This window comes from Pseudomonas sp. NPDC088444 (assembly GCF_044900175.1).
Taxonomy (GTDB): Bacteria; Pseudomonadota; Gammaproteobacteria; order Pseudomonadales; family Pseudomonadaceae; genus Aquipseudomonas.
This window is the reverse complement of record NZ_JBJDNK010000001.1, coordinates 681,154-698,568: the sequence shown is the minus strand read 5'-3', so window position 1 is coordinate 698,568 and position 17,415 is coordinate 681,154. Positions and strand designations below refer to the sequence as shown.

The 17,415-nt window shown below is 58.4% G+C and carries 16 protein-coding genes, 4 tRNA genes and 1 riboswitch; of the genes, 15 read left to right on the top strand and 5 right to left on the bottom strand.

What is annotated here, in order from left to right; translation table 11 throughout:
• The first annotated feature begins 67 nt into the window (after positions 1-67).
• The 5 genes from astA (at position 68) to astE (ending at position 5,474) form a co-directional block, all read left to right on the top strand.
• Positions 68-1,093 (top strand): arginine N-succinyltransferase, encoded by a 1,026-nt coding sequence (astA, locus tag ACI2KB_RS03395; protein ID WP_404631356.1) that lies wholly within the window; start codon positions 68-70, stop codon positions 1,091-1,093.
• The gene (gene astD / locus ACI2KB_RS03390; RefSeq protein WP_404631354.1) at positions 1,090-2,559 is read left to right on the top strand and encodes a succinylglutamate-semialdehyde dehydrogenase; all 1,470 of its coding nucleotides are present in this window, start codon (positions 1,090-1,092) and stop codon (positions 2,557-2,559) included. The genes astA and astD overlap by 4 nt, the downstream gene beginning before the upstream one ends.
• A 173-nt stretch (positions 2,560-2,732) precedes the next feature.
• Positions 2,733-4,079: an N-succinylarginine dihydrolase gene (gene astB, locus ACI2KB_RS03385; RefSeq protein ID WP_404631352.1), complete on the top strand. Its 1,347-nt coding sequence runs from the start codon at positions 2,733-2,735 to the stop codon at positions 4,077-4,079.
• 78 nt (positions 4,080-4,157) lie between these two features.
• Positions 4,158-4,445, top strand: coding sequence for a topoisomerase II (locus ACI2KB_RS03380; RefSeq protein ID WP_404631350.1), 288 nt, complete (start codon positions 4,158-4,160; stop codon positions 4,443-4,445).
• Positions 4,446-4,466: 21 nt separating this feature from the next.
• Positions 4,467-5,474: a succinylglutamate desuccinylase gene (astE, locus tag ACI2KB_RS03375; RefSeq protein WP_404631348.1), complete on the top strand. Its 1,008-nt coding sequence runs from the start codon at positions 4,467-4,469 to the stop codon at positions 5,472-5,474.
• A gap of 120 nt (positions 5,475-5,594) precedes the next feature.
• Here astE and ACI2KB_RS03370 read toward each other — a convergent pair whose 3' ends face one another.
• Positions 5,595-6,089, bottom strand: coding sequence for a 6,7-dimethyl-8-ribityllumazine synthase (locus tag ACI2KB_RS03370; protein ID WP_404631346.1), 495 nt, complete (start codon positions 6,087-6,089; stop codon positions 5,595-5,597).
• Positions 6,090-6,214: 125 nt separating this feature from the next.
• Positions 6,215-6,374, bottom strand: a riboswitch (FMN riboswitch).
• Positions 6,375-6,555: 181 nt separating this feature from the next.
• Here ACI2KB_RS03370 and ltaE point away from each other — a divergent pair.
• The 7 genes from ltaE to ACI2KB_RS03335 all read left to right on the top strand — a co-directional run bounded on the left by ltaE (position 6,556) and on the right by ACI2KB_RS03335 (position 12,575).
• Positions 6,556-7,560 carry a low-specificity L-threonine aldolase gene (gene ltaE / locus ACI2KB_RS03365; RefSeq protein ID WP_404631344.1) on the top strand — a complete coding sequence of 335 codons (1,005 nt, stop codon included), beginning with the start codon at positions 6,556-6,558 and terminating at the stop codon, positions 7,558-7,560.
• Between the two features lie 144 nt (positions 7,561-7,704).
• Positions 7,705-10,329 carry an alanine--tRNA ligase gene (gene alaS, locus ACI2KB_RS03360; protein ID WP_404631342.1) on the top strand — a complete coding sequence of 875 codons (2,625 nt, stop codon included), beginning with the start codon at positions 7,705-7,707 and terminating at the stop codon, positions 10,327-10,329.
• A gap of 93 nt (positions 10,330-10,422) precedes the next feature.
• The gene (locus ACI2KB_RS03355; protein WP_404631340.1) at positions 10,423-11,655 is read left to right on the top strand and encodes an aspartate kinase; all 1,233 of its coding nucleotides are present in this window, start codon (positions 10,423-10,425) and stop codon (positions 11,653-11,655) included.
• Between the two features lie 182 nt (positions 11,656-11,837).
• A complete protein-coding gene (gene csrA, locus ACI2KB_RS03350; protein ID WP_002554426.1) occupies positions 11,838-12,026 on the top strand; it encodes a carbon storage regulator CsrA in 189 nt (62 codons plus the stop codon).
• A 62-nt stretch (positions 12,027-12,088) separates the two neighbouring features.
• Positions 12,089-12,179, top strand: a tRNA-Ser gene (locus ACI2KB_RS03345).
• A 107-nt stretch (positions 12,180-12,286) separates the two neighbouring features.
• Positions 12,287-12,363, top strand: a tRNA-Arg gene (locus ACI2KB_RS03340).
• A gap of 135 nt (positions 12,364-12,498) precedes the next feature.
• Positions 12,499-12,575: transfer RNA gene (locus ACI2KB_RS03335), tRNA-Arg, on the top strand.
• A 42-nt stretch (positions 12,576-12,617) separates the two neighbouring features.
• Here the strand turns inward: ACI2KB_RS03335 and ACI2KB_RS03330 are convergent.
• A complete protein-coding gene (locus tag ACI2KB_RS03330) occupies positions 12,618-13,112 on the bottom strand; it encodes a DUF4124 domain-containing protein (protein ID WP_404631337.1) in 495 nt (164 codons plus the stop codon).
• A gap of 322 nt (positions 13,113-13,434) precedes the next feature.
• Between ACI2KB_RS03330 and mgtE the strand changes: the two genes are divergently transcribed.
• Positions 13,435-14,877 (top strand): magnesium transporter, encoded by a 1,443-nt coding sequence (gene mgtE, locus ACI2KB_RS03325; protein ID WP_404631335.1) that lies wholly within the window; start codon positions 13,435-13,437, stop codon positions 14,875-14,877.
• A 127-nt stretch (positions 14,878-15,004) separates the two neighbouring features.
• On the opposite strand, the gene ACI2KB_RS03320 is transcribed toward mgtE, so the two are convergent.
• The 3 genes from ACI2KB_RS03320 to ACI2KB_RS03310 form a co-directional block, all read right to left on the bottom strand.
• On the bottom strand, positions 15,005-15,328 hold the full coding sequence (locus ACI2KB_RS03320; protein ID WP_404631333.1) for an Arc family DNA-binding protein: 324 nt from the start codon (positions 15,326-15,328) through the stop codon (positions 15,005-15,007).
• Between the two features lie 445 nt (positions 15,329-15,773).
• Positions 15,774-15,971 (bottom strand): PA3371 family protein, encoded by a 198-nt coding sequence (locus ACI2KB_RS03315; RefSeq protein ID WP_404631331.1) that lies wholly within the window; start codon positions 15,969-15,971, stop codon positions 15,774-15,776.
• Positions 15,972-16,019: 48 nt separating this feature from the next.
• Positions 16,020-16,589, bottom strand: coding sequence for a hypothetical protein (locus tag ACI2KB_RS03310; protein WP_404631329.1), 570 nt, complete (start codon positions 16,587-16,589; stop codon positions 16,020-16,022).
• Here ACI2KB_RS03310 and ACI2KB_RS03305 point away from each other — a divergent pair.
• Both ACI2KB_RS03305 and ACI2KB_RS03300 read left to right on the top strand, forming a co-directional pair.
• Positions 16,562-16,638, top strand: a tRNA-Arg gene (locus ACI2KB_RS03305). The genes ACI2KB_RS03310 and ACI2KB_RS03305 overlap by 28 nt on opposite strands.
• 246 nt (positions 16,639-16,884) lie before the next feature.
• A complete protein-coding gene (locus ACI2KB_RS03300; RefSeq protein ID WP_404631327.1) occupies positions 16,885-17,379 on the top strand; it encodes a GNAT family N-acetyltransferase in 495 nt (164 codons plus the stop codon).
• Positions 17,380-17,415 lie beyond the last annotated feature (36 nt).

Genomic DNA, 17,415 nt, shown 5'->3' with positions numbered 1-17,415 from the left:
GCGTCGCCGTGTCGCAGATTAGCGAGTTGGCCGGTTTCCCAGCGAGGGATCGGCATGAGGAGAAAGCATGATCGTTCGTCCCGTACGCAGCAGTGACCTTCCGGCGCTGATCGACCTGGCGCGCAGCACAGGCGCAGGCCTGACCACGCTGCCCGCCAATGAGGAGCGCCTGGCGCACCGGGTCGGTTGGGCCGAAAAAAGCTTCCGTGGCGAAGCCGAGCGGGGCGACACCGATTACCTGTTCGTGCTGGAGGACGACGACGGGCGTGTGGTCGGCATCTCGGCCATTGCCGGTGCAGTGGGCCTGCGTGAGCCCTGGTACAACTACCGCGTGGGCCTGACGGTCAGCGCGTCGCAAGAACTGAACATCTATCGCGAAATCCCGACGCTGTTCCTGGCCAACGACCTGACCGGCAACTCGGAACTGTGCTCGCTGTTCCTCCACGCCGATGCGCGCAATGGTCTTAACGGTCGTCTGCTGTCCAAGGCGCGGATGATGTTCATCGCTGAATTTCCCGAGCTGTTTGGCGCCAAGATCATCGCTGAGATGCGCGGCATGTCCGACGAGCAAGGCCACTCGCCATTCTGGGAAAGCCTGGGTCGTCACTTCTTCAAGATGGAATTCAGCCAGGCCGACTACCTGACGGGCGTTGGCAATCGCGCGTTCATCGCCGAGTTGATGCCGAAATTTCCGCTGTACAGCTGCTTCCTGTCGGAAGCGGCGCGCAACGTCATCGGGCGGGTGCACACCAGCACCGAGCCTGCGCTGACCATGCTCAAGGCAGAGGGCTTCAGCTATCAAGGCTACGTCGACATTTTCGACGCAGGCCCGGCTATTGAATGCGAAACCGGCAAGATCCGAGCAGTGCGTGACAGTCAGGCGCTGGTGTTGGCCGTAGGCACGCCGGGCGACGATGCGACGCCTTTCCTCATTCACAACCGCAAGCGCGAAGACTGCCGTATCACCGCAGCGCCTGCGCGTTTTGCGGCGGGCACGCTGGTGGTCGATCCGATGACCGCCAAACGCTTGCGTCTTACCGCAGGCGATCAGGTGCGAGCCGTGCCTTTGTCTCCAGCTCGGGAGGGTGTGTGATGTCGACTTTGTATATCGCCGGCACCTGGCAGGCCGGGCAGGGCGAGGCGTTCGAGTCGCTGAATCCGGTGACCCAAGAGGTGATCTGGACTGGGCAAAGCGCGACGACTGAACAGGTGGACGCTGCGGTGATAGCGGCGCGTCAGGCGTTTCCCGCGTGGGCGACCCGCACACTGGAAGAGCGCATTGTCGTGCTCGAAGCCTTCGCTGCCGCGCTGAAAACACGTGCCGATGAGATCGCTCACTGCATCGGCGAGGAAACCGGCAAGCCCCTGTGGGAGTCTGCGACGGAAGTGACCAGCATGGTCAACAAAGTCGCGATTTCGATCCAGAGCTACCGCGAGCGCACGGGCGAGAAAAGTGGTCCGCTGGGCGATGCCACGGCAGTGCTGCGGCACAAGCCCCATGGTGTGGTCGCAGTGTTCGGCCCTTACAACTTCCCCGGCCATTTGCCGAACGGGCACATCGTCCCGGCGCTGTTGGCGGGCAATGCGGTGGTGTTCAAGCCCAGCGAGCTGACGCCGAAGGTCGCCGAACTGACCGTGAAGTGCTGGATTGAAGCAGGCTTGCCAGCGGGGGTGCTGAACCTGGTGCAAGGTGCTCGGGACACCGGTATCGCGCTGGCCGCCAACGCGGGAATCGACGGCCTGTTCTTCACCGGCTCCAGCCGCACCGGCAATTCGCTGCATCAGCAATTTGCCGGTCGCCCGGACAAGATCCTTGCGCTGGAAATGGGCGGCAATAACCCGCTGGTGGTGGATCAGGTGGCCGATGTCGATGCGGCGGTGTACACCGTGATTCAGTCGGCGTTCATTTCGGCAGGTCAGCGCTGCACGTGCGCTCGTCGTCTTCTGGTGCCGCAAGGTTCGTGGGGAGATGCGTTCGTGACGCGTTTGGTAGAGGTCAGCAAAACCATTCAAGTGGGCGCGTTCGATGAGCAGCCCGCACCGTTCATGGGCTCGGTCATTTCCCTGCGTGCTGCGCAGGCACTGATCGATGCGCAAGAGCAGTTGCTGGCCAATGGCGCGATAGCGTTGTTGGAAATGACCCAGCCAGATGTTAACGCCGCGTTGCTGACGCCGGGCATTATTGACGTCAGCGACGTGAACGATCGGCCAGATGAAGAGCTGTTCGGCCCCTTGTTGCAGGTGATTCGGTACGTAGATTTCGATGCAGCCATCGCTGAAGCCAACAACACGCAATATGGCCTGGCGGCGGGGTTGCTCTCGGATTCGCAAGCGCGTTACCAGCAGTTCTGGCTGCAAAGCCGGGCGGGCATCGTCAATTGGAACAAGCAATTGACGGGTGCCGCGAGCACCGCGCCGTTCGGTGGTGTGGGGTCATCGGGTAACCATCGCGCCAGTGCGTATTACGCAGCGGATTATTGCGCGTACCCGGTGGCGTCGCTGGAGGCGGGGGCGTTGGCGTTGCCAGCAAGCCTGACGCCGGGCATCACATTGACTTGAGGGTTGACGCTTGATCTGTGGGAGCCGGCTTGCTGGCGAATGCTTCGGTCCAGATATATCAATGTCGACTGACACGCCGCCTTCGCCAGCAAGCCGGCTCCCACAGGTTTTGTGCAGCAGCAGTGCCAAACGAACATTGATGTTTATAAAAACAGATCCACGGAGCCTCACCGATGAAATCCTGTGAAGTCAACTTTGACGGTCTAGTGGGGCCAACCCACAACTACGGTGGGTTGTCCTACGGCAACGTCGCGTCCCAGAGCAATTGCCAGCAATCGTCCAACCCGCGCGAGGCCGCGTTGCAGGGGCTGGCGAAGATGAAAGCGCTGATGGACATGGGCTTCACCCAAGGCGTGCTGGCGCCACAGGAGCGTCCGGACGTCGCGGGTCTTCGCAAGCTGGGTTTCAGTGGCACCGATGCGCAGGTCATCCAGCGTGCAGCCAAAGAGTCCATGCCGTTGCTGGTCGCCAGTTGCTCGGCATCCAGCATGTGGGTTGCCAACGCGGCCACCGTCAGCCCGAGTGCCGACACCGCTGACGGTCGTGTGCATTTCACCGCCGCCAACCTCAACTGCAAATACCACCGCAGCATCGAGCATCCGACCACCAGTCGCGTGTTGGGCGCGATGTTCGCCAATCAGGCGCATTTCGCGCATCACGCCGCCTTGCCTGCCGTCGCCCAGTTTGGCGATGAAGGTGCGGCCAACCACACGCGCTTCTGCCGCAGCTATGGCGAGGCCGGGGTGGAGTTTTTCGTCTTCGGGCGTGCAGCGTTCGACACCCGCTTCCCGACGCCCCAGAAATACCCGGCGCGCCAGACCCTGGAAGCCTCGCAAGCCGTGGCGCGTCTGCACGGCCTGAGTGACGAGGGCGTGGTCTATGCGCAACAGAACCCGGCGGTGATCGACCAGGGCGTGTTCCATAACGATGTGATCGCGGTCGGCAACGGTGAAGTGCTGTTCTATCACGAAGATGCTTTTCTCAATACCGAGCATATGCTCAGCGAGTTGCACGACAAACTGAGTCGTCGCGGCGGGCGTTTCCAGGCCATTTGCGTGCCGCGCACTGAAGTGGGCGTCGAGGACGCCGTGCGTTCTTACCTGTTCAACAGCCAGTTGCTGTCGCGCCCGGACGGCTCGATGCTGCTGATCGTGCCGGAAGAATGCCGCAGCAACGAACGCGTCTGGCATTACCTGCAACGTCTGATGGCCGACGACAGCCCGATTCGCGAAGTGAAGGTCTTCGATCTCAAGCAAAGCATGCAGAACGGCGGCGGGCCGGCGTGCCTGCGTTTGCGAGTGGCGTTGAATGAAACGGAACTGGCGGCGGTCAATCCAGGGGTTATCATGACCGCGCCGCTGTACGACACGCTGACCCAGTGGGTGGACAAGCACTATCGCGATCGTCTGAGCGAAAGTGATCTCGCAGATCCCCAACTGCTGATCGAGTGCCGTACGGCGCTGGATGAACTGACACAGCACCTGAAACTGGGTGCGGTCTATCCTTTCCAGATCAATTGAGCCCTTTGCGACATTGCGTCTCGCCTGATTGGTGTCAGGCAGGCAATGTCTTCGCGTTTTAGAGAGAGAATTTTTGTCATGAGCGACGCCCTGCGTTTGATCCTTGAAGACACCGACGGCACCCAGCTGGAAACCTCCTGCACTCGCTTTGCCGTGATCTGGCAGGGCAAGGAAGTCTGGATTCAACAGGACGGTCGTGGCCAGTTGCTGATCGGCGTGGACGTCGAAGAGGGCGACACCGAGTACGCCAACCTGCTGTTGCGTCCGATGGCCACCAACCTGGTCAGCCTGCAACTGGAGATGGAAGCGGCTGACGCAGATGACGAAGAAGACGGCCACGTACACGGTCCGGACTGCAACCACTAAGCTTTAGCAGGAATCCGCCCCATGCTCGCCCTCGGCAAACTGCTTGAACTGACCCTGGCAGGTCGTGAACCCGCCGAAAAGACTCAACTGACCGTCGAAGGCGTGCGCATGCGCTGGCTGGCCGAGGGGGCGCTGGAAGTCCGGCCCCCCGAAGCGAAAGACAACGGCACTGACCTGCTGTTGTCCGCAGGCATCCATGGTAATGAAACCGCCCCCATCGAGCTGCTCGATGACCTGATCCATGCCATCGCCCGCAGCGAACTCAAACCTCGGACGCGGATTCTGTTTCTGTTCGGCAACCCCGAAGCGATGCGTCGCGGCGAGCGTTACATCGAACAGGACGTCAACCGGCTGTTCAACGGCCGCCACGAGCTGAGCAGCGGCAACGAAGCCATTCGCGCCTGTGAGCTGGAGCGTCTGGCGGCGAGTTTTTTCAACATTCCCGATCGCTATCGCCTGCATTACGACCTGCACACGGCCATTCGTGGCTCGAAGATCGAGCAATTCGCGCTGTATCCCTGGAAAGAAGGGCGCCAACACTCGCGCCGTGAACTCGTGCGTCTGCACGGTGCGGGAATGGAAGCGGTGCTGCTGCAGAACAAGCCTTCGGTGGTGTTCAGCGCCTACACCTACGACAAGCTGGGGGCAGAGGCCTTCACCCTTGAACTGGGCAAGGCGCGGCCATTCGGACAGAACCAGCAGGTCGACCTGTCGCGCTTGCGAACGACGCTGATAAACCTGATTCAAGGCACCGAACCGTTGGTGGGCGATGAAATAGACGGGTTGAAACTGTTCAGTGTTGCCCGGGAAATCATCAAGCACAGCGATGCATTCCGTCTGCATTTGCCCGCGGACATCGAAAACTTTACCAAGCTGGATAAAGGCTTTGTGCTGGCCGAAGACCTGGCCGATTCACGCTGGGTGGTGGAAGAAGAGGGCGCCCGCATCATCTTCCCGAACCCGAAGGTCAAGAACGGGCTGCGCGCAGGGATTCTGATCGTGCCGACGACGGATGAGCAGTTGGGCTGACAGAGCTACGACGATTGTCTCGATCATTGTGGGAGCCGCCTTGGTGGCGAAGGCAGTTGACGGGGCAACATAGAATCTTTCACAAAAAATGGCAGCACTCCTGAGAGCGCCGCCATTCCATCAACCTGCTGCTTTCTGCGGCTCTGCCAAACGGCGCACTGCACGCAATTTGGTCAGCGTATCGGCGCAGGTCTTCGCCGCTTCCTGACCCTTGTGCACGAAGTGGTTGAAGAAGTAGTTGTGGTGCTCTTCACCCGCGTGGAAATGGTGCGGGGTCAAAACCACCGAGAACACCGGCACCTCGGTTTCCAGTTGAACCTGCATCAAGGCGCTGATCACCGATTGCGCAACGAACTCGTGACGATATATACCGCCATCGACCACCAGACCTGCCGCGACGACGCCGCCGTAGCGACCGGTCTTGGCCAGCAATTTGGCATGCAGGGGGATTTCAAAAGCGCCGCCGACTTCGAAAAAGTCGATATCGCTCTCGGCATAGCCGTGGTTGGCCATCTCGGCGACAAAGCCCTTGCGTGCCTGATCGACGATATCTTTGTGCCAGCAAGCTTGAATGAAGGCAATGCGCTCATGAGCGTGAATAGCGGTGGGTTGCATCTGTTCTGACTCCTGTTTAATGAAAAAACAGGGCGTTTGGATCGAAGGGGATGCCAGGGTACGGTCGTCAGCCATCCGGGTAAAACGCACCCGTGATGAGGCTGCGAGACGATCCTGTGTACCTATCCCGTTCTCTCTTCATCCGGACTATGACCGTCGGCTCTGGAATCACACCAGATCTGCTGACCTCCTGCACAGGCACAACCCTGCAAGAGCGCTCGCGGGCTAGACGCTTTGCACGCCATTACCGCCGGTGGGGAATCGCACCCCGCCCTGAGAACGTTACCGACGATTTCTCGTCGGCGTGCAGTTTGTAACACAGATTTTCAGAATGTGCATGGAGCCTTTTGGATGGGTTTCATCAGCTTTTCTTATAAGCGTGGCTTGGCAATCCCTGGCGCAGCCTTGATTATCTTCGGCTCAGACCTCAAGACTGAGGTTCAACCAGCTATCAGGGAGCTTCATCGTGACGGTTATCGATCTGCGCAGCGACACAGTGACCCAACCCACCGCAGGCATGCGCGAGGCCATGGCTCGCGCGCCACTGGGTGACGACGTGTATGGCGAAGACCCGACAGTCAATAAGCTGGAGTCGTGGTTGGCGCAGCGTCTTGGGTTTGCGGCGGCACTGTTCGTACCCACCGGCACCATGAGCAATCTGTTGGGCCTGATGGCGCATTGTGAGCGCGGTGACGAATACATCGTCGGCCAGCAGGCGCACACCTACAAATACGAAGGCGGCGGTGCGGCGGTATTGGGGTCGATCCAGCCACAACCGCTGGACAATCAGCCCGACGGTTCGCTCGACTTGAATGATGTGCAGGCCGCCATCAAGGCCGACGATTTCCATTTCGCTCGCACCCGTTTGCTGGCGTTGGAAAACACCATGCAGGGCAAAGTGCTGTCATTGGAGTACCTGAGAGCCGCGCGCACGCTGACGAGCGAGAAGGGGCTGGGCCTGCACCTGGATGGCGCCCGTCTCTATAACGCGGCGGTCAAACTGGGCGTCGATGCTCGTGAAATCACTCGCCACTTCGATTCGGTGTCGGTCTGCCTGTCCAAAGGACTGGGCGCGCCTGTCGGGTCAGTGTTGTGCGGATCGAGTGAGTTCATCGCCAAGGCGCGGCGTCTGCGCAAGATGGTCGGTGGCGGTATGCGTCAGGCCGGCTTGCTGGCCGCCGCAGGGTTATATGCGCTGGAGCACCAGGTGGAGCGTCTGGCTGAAGACCACGCCAACGCTGCGTTTCTGGGCAAGGCGTTGGGCGAGCTGGGTTTTGACGTCGAGCCGGTACAAACCAACATGGTCTATGTTCAGGTCGGTGAGCGAGCCGAGAAACTCAAGGCCTTTTGCGCTGAGCGGGGTATCGTCCTGAGCGCGGCGCCGCGTCTGCGCATGGTGACGCACCTGGATGCCTCGGCTGCGCAAATGGAACAGGTGGTCGCGGCATTTGCCGAATTTGGCAGCCGATAGTCGCCCTATAAACCAATTGGCAGCTTCTATCGTACAAAGTGACTGTACCGTAGCTGCAACGCCTATATAATGCGGCCCTTTGCCGTCGTTTCGTCGAATGACGTTATGCACCTGGCTCCGGCCGCAGTTCCCGTGGAAGAACCTATGAAAAGCGCAGAAATCCGTGAAGCCTTCCTTCGCTTCTTCGAAGAGCAAGGCCACACCCGTGTAGCCTCCAGCTCCTTGATTCCGGGCAATGACCCCACCCTGCTGTTCACCAACGCAGGCATGAACCAGTTCAAGGACTGCTTTCTGGGTCAGGAGAAGCGGGCTTATACCCGTGCTGTCAGCAGCCAGAAATGCGTGCGTGCCGGTGGCAAGCACAATGACCTGGAAAACGTCGGTTACACCGCCCGTCACCACACCTTCTTCGAAATGCTGGGTAACTTCAGCTTCGGTGACTATTTCAAGCGCGATGCGATCACCTTCGCCTGGACGTTCCTGACCTCCGAGAAATGGCTGAATCTGCCCAAGGAAAAGCTCTGGGTCACGGTCTACGCCACGGACGACGAAGCCTACGACATCTGGACCAAGGAAGTCGGCGTGCCGGCCGAGCGCATGGTTCGCATCGGCGACAACAAGGGGGCGCCGTACGCGTCCGATAACTTCTGGACCATGGGCGATACCGGCCCGTGCGGTCCGTGCACCGAGATTTTCTACGATCACGGCGCTGACATCTGGGGCGGCCCGCCCGGTTCGCCAGAAGAAGACGGCGACCGCTACATCGAGATCTGGAACAACGTTTTCATGCAGTTCAACCGCACTGCCGACGGCGTGCTGCATCCGCTGCCAGCGCCATCGGTGGACACCGGCATGGGCCTGGAGCGGATCAGCGCCGTATTGCAGCACGTGCATTCGAACTACGAGATCGATCTGTTCCAGAGCCTGCTGGCCGCTGCCGCCAAGGCCATCGGTTGCACCAATGACAATCAGCCGTCACTGAAAGTCGTGGCTGACCACATTCGTTCCTGTGGCTTCCTGATTGCCGATGGCGTGCTGCCATCAAACGAAGGCCGTGGCTACGTGCTGCGTCGCATCATTCGCCGCGCTTGCCGTCATGGCAACAAACTGGGTGCCAAGGGCAGCTTCTTCTACCAGATCGTCGCGGCGCTGGTGGCCGAAATGGGCGAAGCGTTCCCTGAGTTGAAATCCCAACAGGCGCACATCGAGCGCGTGTTGAAAGCTGAAGAAGAGCAATTCGCCAAGACCCTGGAACAGGGCCTGAAGATTCTCGAACAGGATCTGGCTGAACTGAAAGGCACCGTGGTGCCGGGCGATGTGGTGTTCAAGTTGTACGACACCTACGGTTTCCCGATGGACCTCACCGGCGACATCGCCCGTGAGCGCAACCTGACCCTCGACGAAGTTGGCTTCGAGCGTGAAATGGACGCCCAGCGTGAGCGCGCGCGTTCGGCCAGCGCCTTTGGCATGGACTACAACAGCCTGGTCAAAGTGGACGTCGCCACCGAGTTCACGGGTTACCACGCGACGCGCGGCGACGCGAAAGTTGTGGCTATCTATAAGGAAGGCCAGTCGGTTCAGCAGTTGAACGAAGGCGAAGAGGGCGTGGTGATCCTCGATCGGACCCCGTTCTACGCGGAATCGGGTGGTCAGATCGGTGACTGCGGCTATCTCTCTGCCGGTGCTGCGCGCTTTGACGTGCGTGACACCACCAAGACCGGCGGCGCATTCCTGCACCACGGCGTACAAGCCTCGGGCAGCCTGTCGGTCGGTACTGCCCTGCAGACCGAAGTCGCTGCTGACGTACGCAAGGCCACTTCGCTGAACCACTCCGCCACTCACTTGCTGCACGCTGCATTGCGTCAGGTGCTGGGTGATCACGTTCAGCAGAAAGGCTCGTTGGTCGACAGCCAGCGCCTGCGCTTCGACTTCAGTCACTTCGAAGCGATCAAGCCTGAGCAGATCAAAGCGCTGGAAGACATCGTCAACGCTGAAGTGCGCAAGAACACCGCCGTCGAAACCGAAGAAACCGACATCGACACCGCCAAGAAGAAGGGCGCCATGGCGCTGTTCGGCGAGAAGTACGGCGACACCGTTCGCGTGCTGAGCATGGGTGGCGACTTCTCGGTGGAACTGTGTGGCGGTATCCACGCGGATCGTACCGGCGACATCGCGCTGTTCAAGATCATCAGCGAAGGCGGCGTGGCCTCTGGCGTGCGTCGTATCGAAGCGGTGACCGGTGCCGTTGCGCTGGCGTATCTGAATACCGCTGAAGAACAACTGAAGGAAGCCGCGAGCCTGATCAAAGGTAATCGCGACAACCTGCTGGACAAGCTGACCGCTGTCCTGGAACGCAATCGCCTGTTGGAAAAACAACTGGAACAACTGCAGGCCAAGGCGGCCAGCGCGGCGGGCGACGATCTGTCGAACGCTGCGGTGGACGTCAAGGGTGCCAAGGTCCTCGCTGCCCGTCTCGACGGTCAGGATGGCAAGGCGCTGCTGGCGCTGGTGGACCAGTTGAAGAACAAACTCGGCCGCGCAGTGATCCTGCTCGGCGGTGTGCATGAGGAAAAGGTCGTGCTGGTGGCGGGTGTCACCAAAGACCTGACTGGCCAACTCAAAGCCGGTGATTTGATGAAGCAAGCGGCTGCCGCCGTGGGCGGTAAAGGTGGCGGTCGTCCTGATATGGCACAAGGCGGTGGCGTTGATGCCGCAGGCCTGGACGCAGCGCTTGCGCTCGCGGTTCCGTTCGCCGAACAGGGAATTTAAGTCGACCCATCGCAGCCTTCTTCAAAGGGAGGCTGCGGCGCTACGCGGTTTGAATGTTTAACGGGCGCCCTTACGGGCCGAGGCGGCTTTGAGATGGCTTTAATCGTACAGAAATTTGGCGGCACCTCCGTGGGCTCGATCGAGCGCATCGAGCAGGTGGCCGACAAAGTCAAAAAATTCCGCGAGTCGGGCGATGACCTGGTAGTGGTGCTGTCCGCCATGAGCGGCGAGACCAATCGCCTGATCGATCTGGCCAAGCAGATCAACGGCAATCCGGATCCTCGTGAGCTGGACGTGATCGTTTCCACCGGCGAGCAGGTCACCATTGCCCTGCTGGCCATGGCCCTGATCAAGCGCGGTGTGCCTGCGGTGTCCTACACCGGTAATCAGGTGCGCATCCTGACCGACAACGCGCACAACAAGGCGCGTATCCTGCAGATCGACGATCAGAAAATTCGCGCTGACCTGAAAGCCGGTCGAGTGGTCGTGGTTGCAGGTTTCCAGGGGGTCGACGAAAACGGCAATATCACGACCCTGGGCCGTGGCGGCTCCGACACCACTGGTGTGGCCCTGGCTGCGGCGCTGAAGGCAGATGAATGCCAGATCTACACCGACGTCGATGGTGTCTACACCACTGACCCGCGTGTGGTGCCTCAGGCTCAGCGTCTGGAAAAGATCACCTTCGAAGAGATGCTGGAAATGGCCAGCCTCGGTTCCAAGGTGTTGCAGATCCGCTCGGTGGAATTCGCCGGCAAGTACAACGTCCCGCTGCGCGTGCTGCACAGCTTCAAGGAGGGTCCGGGTACCCTCATTACCATCGATGAAGAGGAATCCATGGAACAGCCGATCATTTCGGGCATCGCCTTCAACCGTGACGAGGCCAAGCTGACCATTCGTGGCGTCCCTGACACTCCAGGCGTTGCTTTCAAGATTCTGGGCCCGATCAGCGCCGCGAACATCGAGGTGGACATGATCGTGCAGAATGTTGCGCACGATAACACCACCGATTTCACCTTCACCGTGCACCGCAACGAGTACGAGAAGGCTCTGAGCGTGCTGGAAAATACCGCGAAGGAAATCGGCGCACGCGAAGTGATCGGTGACACCAAGATTGCCAAGGTCTCCATCGTTGGCGTCGGCATGCGTTCTCACGCGGGCGTTGCCAGCCGCATGTTCGAGGCATTGGCCAAGGAAAGCATCAACATTCAGATGATCTCCACTTCTGAAATCAAGGTTTCGGTCGTGATCGAAGAGAAGTATCTGGAACTGGCCGTGCGCGCGCTGCACACGGCGTTCGAACTCGACGCTCCCCGCCAGGGCGAGTAAGAGCTGAAGCAAAAGGCGCGGTCGAGACCGCGCCTTTTGTGTTTCTGACGTGCACGAGAAAACTGATTTTTTCCCGGCGCTAGTCAATACTCAGGGTGCTGGCCTGTTGCCGCTTGCGGCGCGGGCCGATGCCTTTCGGTTGTGCAGACTGCAGTCCCTGAATTGAGGTTGAGGAGATAGGTATGCTGATTTTGACCCGTCGGTGCGCGGAGAGCCTGATTATTGGTGACGGTGAGATCACCGTGACCGTGCTCGGCGTTAAAGGTAATCAGGTACGAATTGGGGTCAATGCGCCCAAGGAAGTGGCTGTTCACCGTGAGGAGATCTACCTGCGCATCAAGAAAGAGAAGGACGAGGAACCAAGCCATTAATTTTATTTGAATTTTTGGTTTGCAAACGGGGAAAAGGGTGGTTATTATACGCCCCGTGTTGCGGAGAGCTGGCCGAGTGGCCGAAGGCGCTCCCCTGCTAAGGGAGTACACCTCACAAGGGTGTCGGGGGTTCGAATCCCCCGTTCTCCGCCATTATTTGCGTAGTACGTTGTAATCTGGCTTCTTCTGTAAGTTGTTGAAATTACTAGAAAAAGTGCTTGACCAAGAGATTTAACGGCCTATAATGCGCGGCAACAAATGCACTCGTAGCTCAGCTGGATAGAGTACTCGGCTACGAACCGAGCGGTCACAGGTTCGAATCCTGTCGAGTGCACCATTTAAGCGTTACTTGTAGTGATACAGGTAGTAGCTTTAAGAAAGAGCCTGGCTTCAACAGGTCTTCGGAAGCACCACTCACTTCCAGAAGTAAAATGCATTGACCAGAGGTGAGCTGGTTTAACAAGCGCCAATTGCACTCGTAGCTCAGCTGGATAGAGTACTCGGCTACGAACCGAGCGGTCACAGGTTCGAATCCTGTCGAGTGCACCATAAAACGAAAAGCCCGCATGCAAATGCGGGCTTTTTGCTTTTCTACGGTTTGCTTTTTGAGCGGCCGCTTTTTACGCAGCCGTGTTCGTCAAACGTGACCTGCCGGCTTCGTCCCTTCTTTTCGGCGTAGACGTAACGCACCTCGCCGTTGCGGCCAATGATCTTGTCCGGTTTTCCCAGCAGGCTTTCCACGTCCCGTTTCGTCATGCCCGTTGGCGTTTGCTGATTGATGATCGCCTTGCGTCGCAGCTCCGGGCTGAGCACGTTTCCACAGCCATCGTCGCGTTGCCCGACAATCACTAGCTCATTGTTCGGCACTTTTGCTGATGGCTTGCTGTGAGGCGGCGAGGGAAGGCGTGTTCCGGGAGGTGGGCTATTCGCGTTTTGCGAGCTGGCGGATTGACCGAAGGGGCAGCTCAAGGTCGTGAAGGTGACGTGGCCGCGTTCGTCTTCGCAGCGGTTGACCGTTGTTGCCCACGTACACGCAGGCAGAAAAAACAGCGCAGCAAAAATGGCTTTGCGGGTGTCGAAGCGCATGATGCAGTCCTCCTTGACGGGATGTCAGAGGAGGCTAGCCAGATGTATTTTTTTCGGCGAGCGTGTTTTCTTCTCGGGATGTGACGTCGTAGCAATAACGACTCGGACAATGCTTAACATTGTGTTGCAAGCGATTGTTCCGCGTTGAATTTTTAACATGCAGACCCGGCAAGCGGTGTATCATTGCGCCCGTCAGCCCCGCCGGGGCTTGTGGAATACCTCCATGGACTTACCCAGTAGCAACTTAGAACCAAGCTGTACCAATCAAGAATCGACTGATTGATCTTCCGGCGTGCTCCACTGCTGGGAGTGGAGTTCGCCTATGACCGAAGTAGAAGTAAAGAAAACGCAGGAAAGCCTTCAGGATCGCCTCGCTCAAGTCGTTGATCTGCTGCAGCGCCAGCGTGTTGTCGAGGACCTGACCCATCGCCAGGAAGGCCAGCACCAGGACCGTGTTGAAAATCTGGTTCACCGGCAGAACCTGGTCGAGCTGCAACGCAAGCTCGATGATCTGCACTCCGCCGACGTCGCCTATATTCTCGAAGCCTTGCCTGTTGAGGACCGTCTGACGGTCTGGCAACTGGTCAAGGCCGAGCGCGACGGTGACATCCTCCTCGAAGTGTCCGACTCCGTTCGTGAAACGCTGATCGCCGACATGGACGATCACGAGCTGTTGGCCGCTGCCAAGGAAATGGACGCGGACGAACTCGCCGACCTCGCGCCGGAATTGCCGCGCGACGTCGTACATGAATTGATGGAAGCGCTGGACAGCCAGCAGCGTGAGCGTGTGCGTTCAGCGCTTTCCTATGATGAAGAGCAAGTCGGCGCCTTGATGGACTTCGAGATGGTCACCATCCGCGAAGACGTCAGCCTCGAAGTGGTTTTGCGCTACCTGCGTCGCCTCAAGGAGTTGCCGGGTCACACCGACAAGCTGTTCGTGGTCGATTACGACGGGGTGCTCAAGGGCGTGTTGCCGATCAAGCGCCTGCTGGTCAACGATCCTGAAAAACAGGTATCGGAGGTCATGGCCAGTGACCCTGTGAGTTTTCATCCGGATGGCGATGCGTACGAAGCTGCGCAGGCTTTCGAGCGTTATGACCTGATTTCCTCGCCCGTTGTAGACAAGAACGGCAAGCTGATTGGCCGCTTGACCATCGACGAAATGGTCGACCTGATTCGTGAAGAGAGCGAGTCCGAAGTCCTTAACATGGCCGGTTTGCGTGAAGAAGAAGACATCTTCGCTTCGGTATGGCGCTCCTTGCGCAACCGTTGGTCCTGGCTGGCGGTCAACCTGATCACGGCGTTCATCGCATCGCGTGTGATCGGCCTCTTTGAAGGCTCTATCGAGAAGCTGGTCGCGCTCGCGGCCCTGATGCCGATCGTGGCCGGGATTGGTGGCAACTCAGGCAATCAGACCATCACCATGATCGTTCGCGCGATGGCGCTGGACCAGGTGAGCACCGGAAATACGTCACGCTTGATGCGCAAGGAGCTGGGTGTCGCATTGGTCAACGGCCTGATCTGGGGCGGCGTGATTGGTGTTGTGGCTTACATGCTCTATCACAGCTGGTCGCTGGGTGTGGTGATGACGGCAGCGATGACGCTTAACCTGTTGCTGGCCGCCTTCATGGGGGTATTGATTCCGATGACGCTGGCCCGGCTGGGGCGTGATCCGGCGATGGGTTCCAGTGTCATGATCACAGCCATGACTGACAGTGGCGGCTTCTTCATTTTCCTGGGGCTTGCGACGTTGTTCCTGCTCTAACGTTGTGAGACAAAGCAAACCGCCCAGCAGGGCGGTTTTTTATTGGGCGCAACAGTCGGGTGCGCGCTTACACGCGCACAAAAAAGCCAGCGATACGCTGGCTGTTTTGGTCGTTGGCCGGGAGGGCTTATTCCTCGTCGCCCAGGCTGGTGTCGTGAGCAATCAGCGACACCAGAGCATTCTGCTGGCGATGAGCGAGCTGGCGGAAGCGTTGCAGCAATTCGCGCTCATGCAGCGACAGTTCAGGACTGTCCAGACGCAGTTTAGGCTCGTCACCCAAGGCGCCTTCCTGAATCAGGCTTTGTTCGAGGCGCGCAATGATTTCAGAGTTCATGCTGCGATGGTTGTCCTTGGAGACTTCGGCGATGCGCTCGCGCATGCCTTCCGGAAGACGGACAACGAACTTGTCAGCTGTGCGACTGGAATAATTGGCCTGTTTCATAGGGCTCATATATTTAACCGATTTAGTTCAAAAGGGAGGCGGTTCATGCATTTGGCCGCGAGATGTCATCGTCTGACTATCATTTCGGCGAAATGTTCAACCTGCCCAACATAAAGGTCCGTCATCATGCATCAATCCGTCGGAACCTTGGCGTCAAATCTGTGACAAATATTGAACTAGATAAAGGCGTTTAGCCAGCACCAATTATCAGAAATGCGTTCTGGTTTGCAAAGTTCCGAGGTATCGCTTATCCGGGCGATAGCCACAGATTACGCGGGTTTTCGCCATGATGGCTATCTGTCTTCAGGGTAGAACTGTCCACGAAAAAATTCGAGAAAGCGTCCAAGAAAGAGACGAAGGGTCTGTCGGCGAGGTGTTAGCTAGTCAATAACGCGAGCAGAAGGTCAGATCGGGCAGCGGGAAACAGGGCGAACAGTGTAGAACTTTTCTCCAGTTAGGGCTTTGCCTGACGCAGCACCGGGTCAAATTTGATCCGTCGCCCGGCAACCAATGCCAAAAGGAACAGCGAGGCAAAAACGCCCGCAGACGTCTTGGCGATCATCCCGAATGGCTCCATTGAAGGCGTGAGTAATTGGTCGGCGGCGAGCGCCATGAGGGTCAGGATCAGAAAGGATAAAGCGGCTTTTGACATGACGGTTCTCGTAAAAGACAAACAGGCAACTCAGTGAAGGTTGTTGAATCAGAACACCCAGCGCTCGGTACGCTCGACGGGAATGGCCTCGTCGGTATCGTTGGCCAGCATGGCGTCGGAACGGAGGCTCGGGATTGTGGCGTAGCGTGGGGTCTGCTTGATCAGAAAATGCGGTTGAGCCTGAACGGCAACGCTCTCGGTTTTGCGGCCATCGTCCTGAAAGTGGAAGGCTACCAACGCGGCGAAGGCTGCGGCGTTCAATAGGGAGAGCGTGATGTTCATCTCGATTACCTTCGCTTGAATTGATCTATGAAGGGGGGGCACGAGAGTGATAATGCAGTGCGCATGCCAAGCGAATTGAATAAAAAATATTTTAAAAATCAATAAGTTAAGTTTTAAATGATCGTGTTGTGGATTGCAGTTTGCAATGATGCCATTTTGCACCATTGCAATTTGCATGATGACCTTTTCGTGCCAGTCAAATGCCCGGCGGACTACAGCCCAAAAAGACAATGACGACATGACAAAACAATGGCTTGCCGTTAACATGCTCGCCGTCTCGCCAGCGCCATTCCGCGCGTTGGCACCGTGTCTCAGTAGCTCAATTGGATAGAGCATCCCCCTCCTAAGGGGAAGGTTGTGAGTTCGAACCTCGCCTGGGACACCACCCTTTCTCCTGTTGACTTCTCTCGCCCATTTTCACGCCGACACCTCTGGCCTCTGCCCTTCAGTGATTCGCTCGATGGCCCTAAGTGGTCCAACCAGTTCAGTCAAGCCCAATCGGCTGCCCATCATTCGATTCGGCGGATCTACGCTGGTGCGAGGTGTCTAGATCATGCCTTTGCCCTATCGTTTTTAGGCTTGATCGCCGATGATAGGGCACTCACACGTGCCAACACTTCAAGGAAACTCCATGGCCTCGCCGAGCATTACGATCGAACGTTATTCCCCAGGCGACGAGCAGGGCATTGTCGCGCTCATCGTGCCCATTCAGCGCGAAGAGTTCGGCATTGCGATCTCGGCGGAAGATCAGCCGGATCTCATGGACATTCCGTCTTTTTACCAGGCGGGTGCTGGCGACTTCTGGGTGGCGCGTGCGCAAGGCGAAGTGATCGGCACCATCAGCATGAAAGACATCGGCAATGGCGATGTCGCCTTGCGCAAGATGTTTGTGGGGGCCGAGTGGCGTGGCCGGGAGTTTGGCGTGGCGAAGCGTTTGCTCGAATGCCTGATCGAGGCAGCGAAGGCACGCGGGGTGCGCGCGATCTATCTGGGCACGACGGCCAAATTCCTCGCGGCCCATCGTTTCTATGAAAAGCACGGATTCGAGTTGATCGAACCCGAACACCTGCCGTCCAGTTTTCCTCTCATGAAGGTCGATACCCGCTTTTACACCCTCGCGCTCTGATTCACCTCTCGGTGCGGTAGAAAGACTTCGGCAACC

What these genes read in the sequence shown, in the direction of transcription:
- astA (WP_404631356.1), top strand. Translation starts at nt 68, where the DNA reads ATGATCGTTCGTCCCGTACGCAGCAGTGACCTTCCGGCGCTGATCGAC.
- astB (WP_404631352.1), top strand. Translation starts at nt 2,733, where the DNA reads ATGAAATCCTGTGAAGTCAACTTTGACGGTCTAGTGGGGCCAACCCAC.
- ACI2KB_RS03380 (WP_404631350.1), top strand. Translation starts at nt 4,158, where the DNA reads ATGAGCGACGCCCTGCGTTTGATCCTTGAAGACACCGACGGCACCCAG.
- astE (WP_404631348.1), top strand. Translation starts at nt 4,467, where the DNA reads ATGCTCGCCCTCGGCAAACTGCTTGAACTGACCCTGGCAGGTCGTGAA.
- ACI2KB_RS03370 (WP_404631346.1), bottom strand. Translation starts at nt 6,089, where the DNA reads ATGCAACCCACCGCTATTCACGCTCATGAGCGCATTGCCTTCATTCAA.
- alaS (WP_404631342.1), top strand. Translation starts at nt 7,705, where the DNA reads ATGAAAAGCGCAGAAATCCGTGAAGCCTTCCTTCGCTTCTTCGAAGAG.
- ACI2KB_RS03355 (WP_404631340.1), top strand. Translation starts at nt 10,423, where the DNA reads ATGGCTTTAATCGTACAGAAATTTGGCGGCACCTCCGTGGGCTCGATC.
- csrA (WP_002554426.1), top strand. Translation starts at nt 11,838, where the DNA reads ATGCTGATTTTGACCCGTCGGTGCGCGGAGAGCCTGATTATTGGTGAC.
- ACI2KB_RS03330 (WP_404631337.1), bottom strand. Translation starts at nt 13,112, where the DNA reads ATGCGCTTCGACACCCGCAAAGCCATTTTTGCTGCGCTGTTTTTTCTG.
- mgtE (WP_404631335.1), top strand. Translation starts at nt 13,435, where the DNA reads ATGACCGAAGTAGAAGTAAAGAAAACGCAGGAAAGCCTTCAGGATCGC.
- ACI2KB_RS03320 (WP_404631333.1), bottom strand. Translation starts at nt 15,328, where the DNA reads ATGAGCCCTATGAAACAGGCCAATTATTCCAGTCGCACAGCTGACAAG.
- ACI2KB_RS03315 (WP_404631331.1), bottom strand. Translation starts at nt 15,971, where the DNA reads ATGTCAAAAGCCGCTTTATCCTTTCTGATCCTGACCCTCATGGCGCTC.
- ACI2KB_RS03310 (WP_404631329.1), bottom strand. Translation starts at nt 16,589, where the DNA reads ATGCTCTATCCAATTGAGCTACTGAGACACGGTGCCAACGCGCGGAAT.
- ACI2KB_RS03300 (WP_404631327.1), top strand. Translation starts at nt 16,885, where the DNA reads ATGGCCTCGCCGAGCATTACGATCGAACGTTATTCCCCAGGCGACGAG.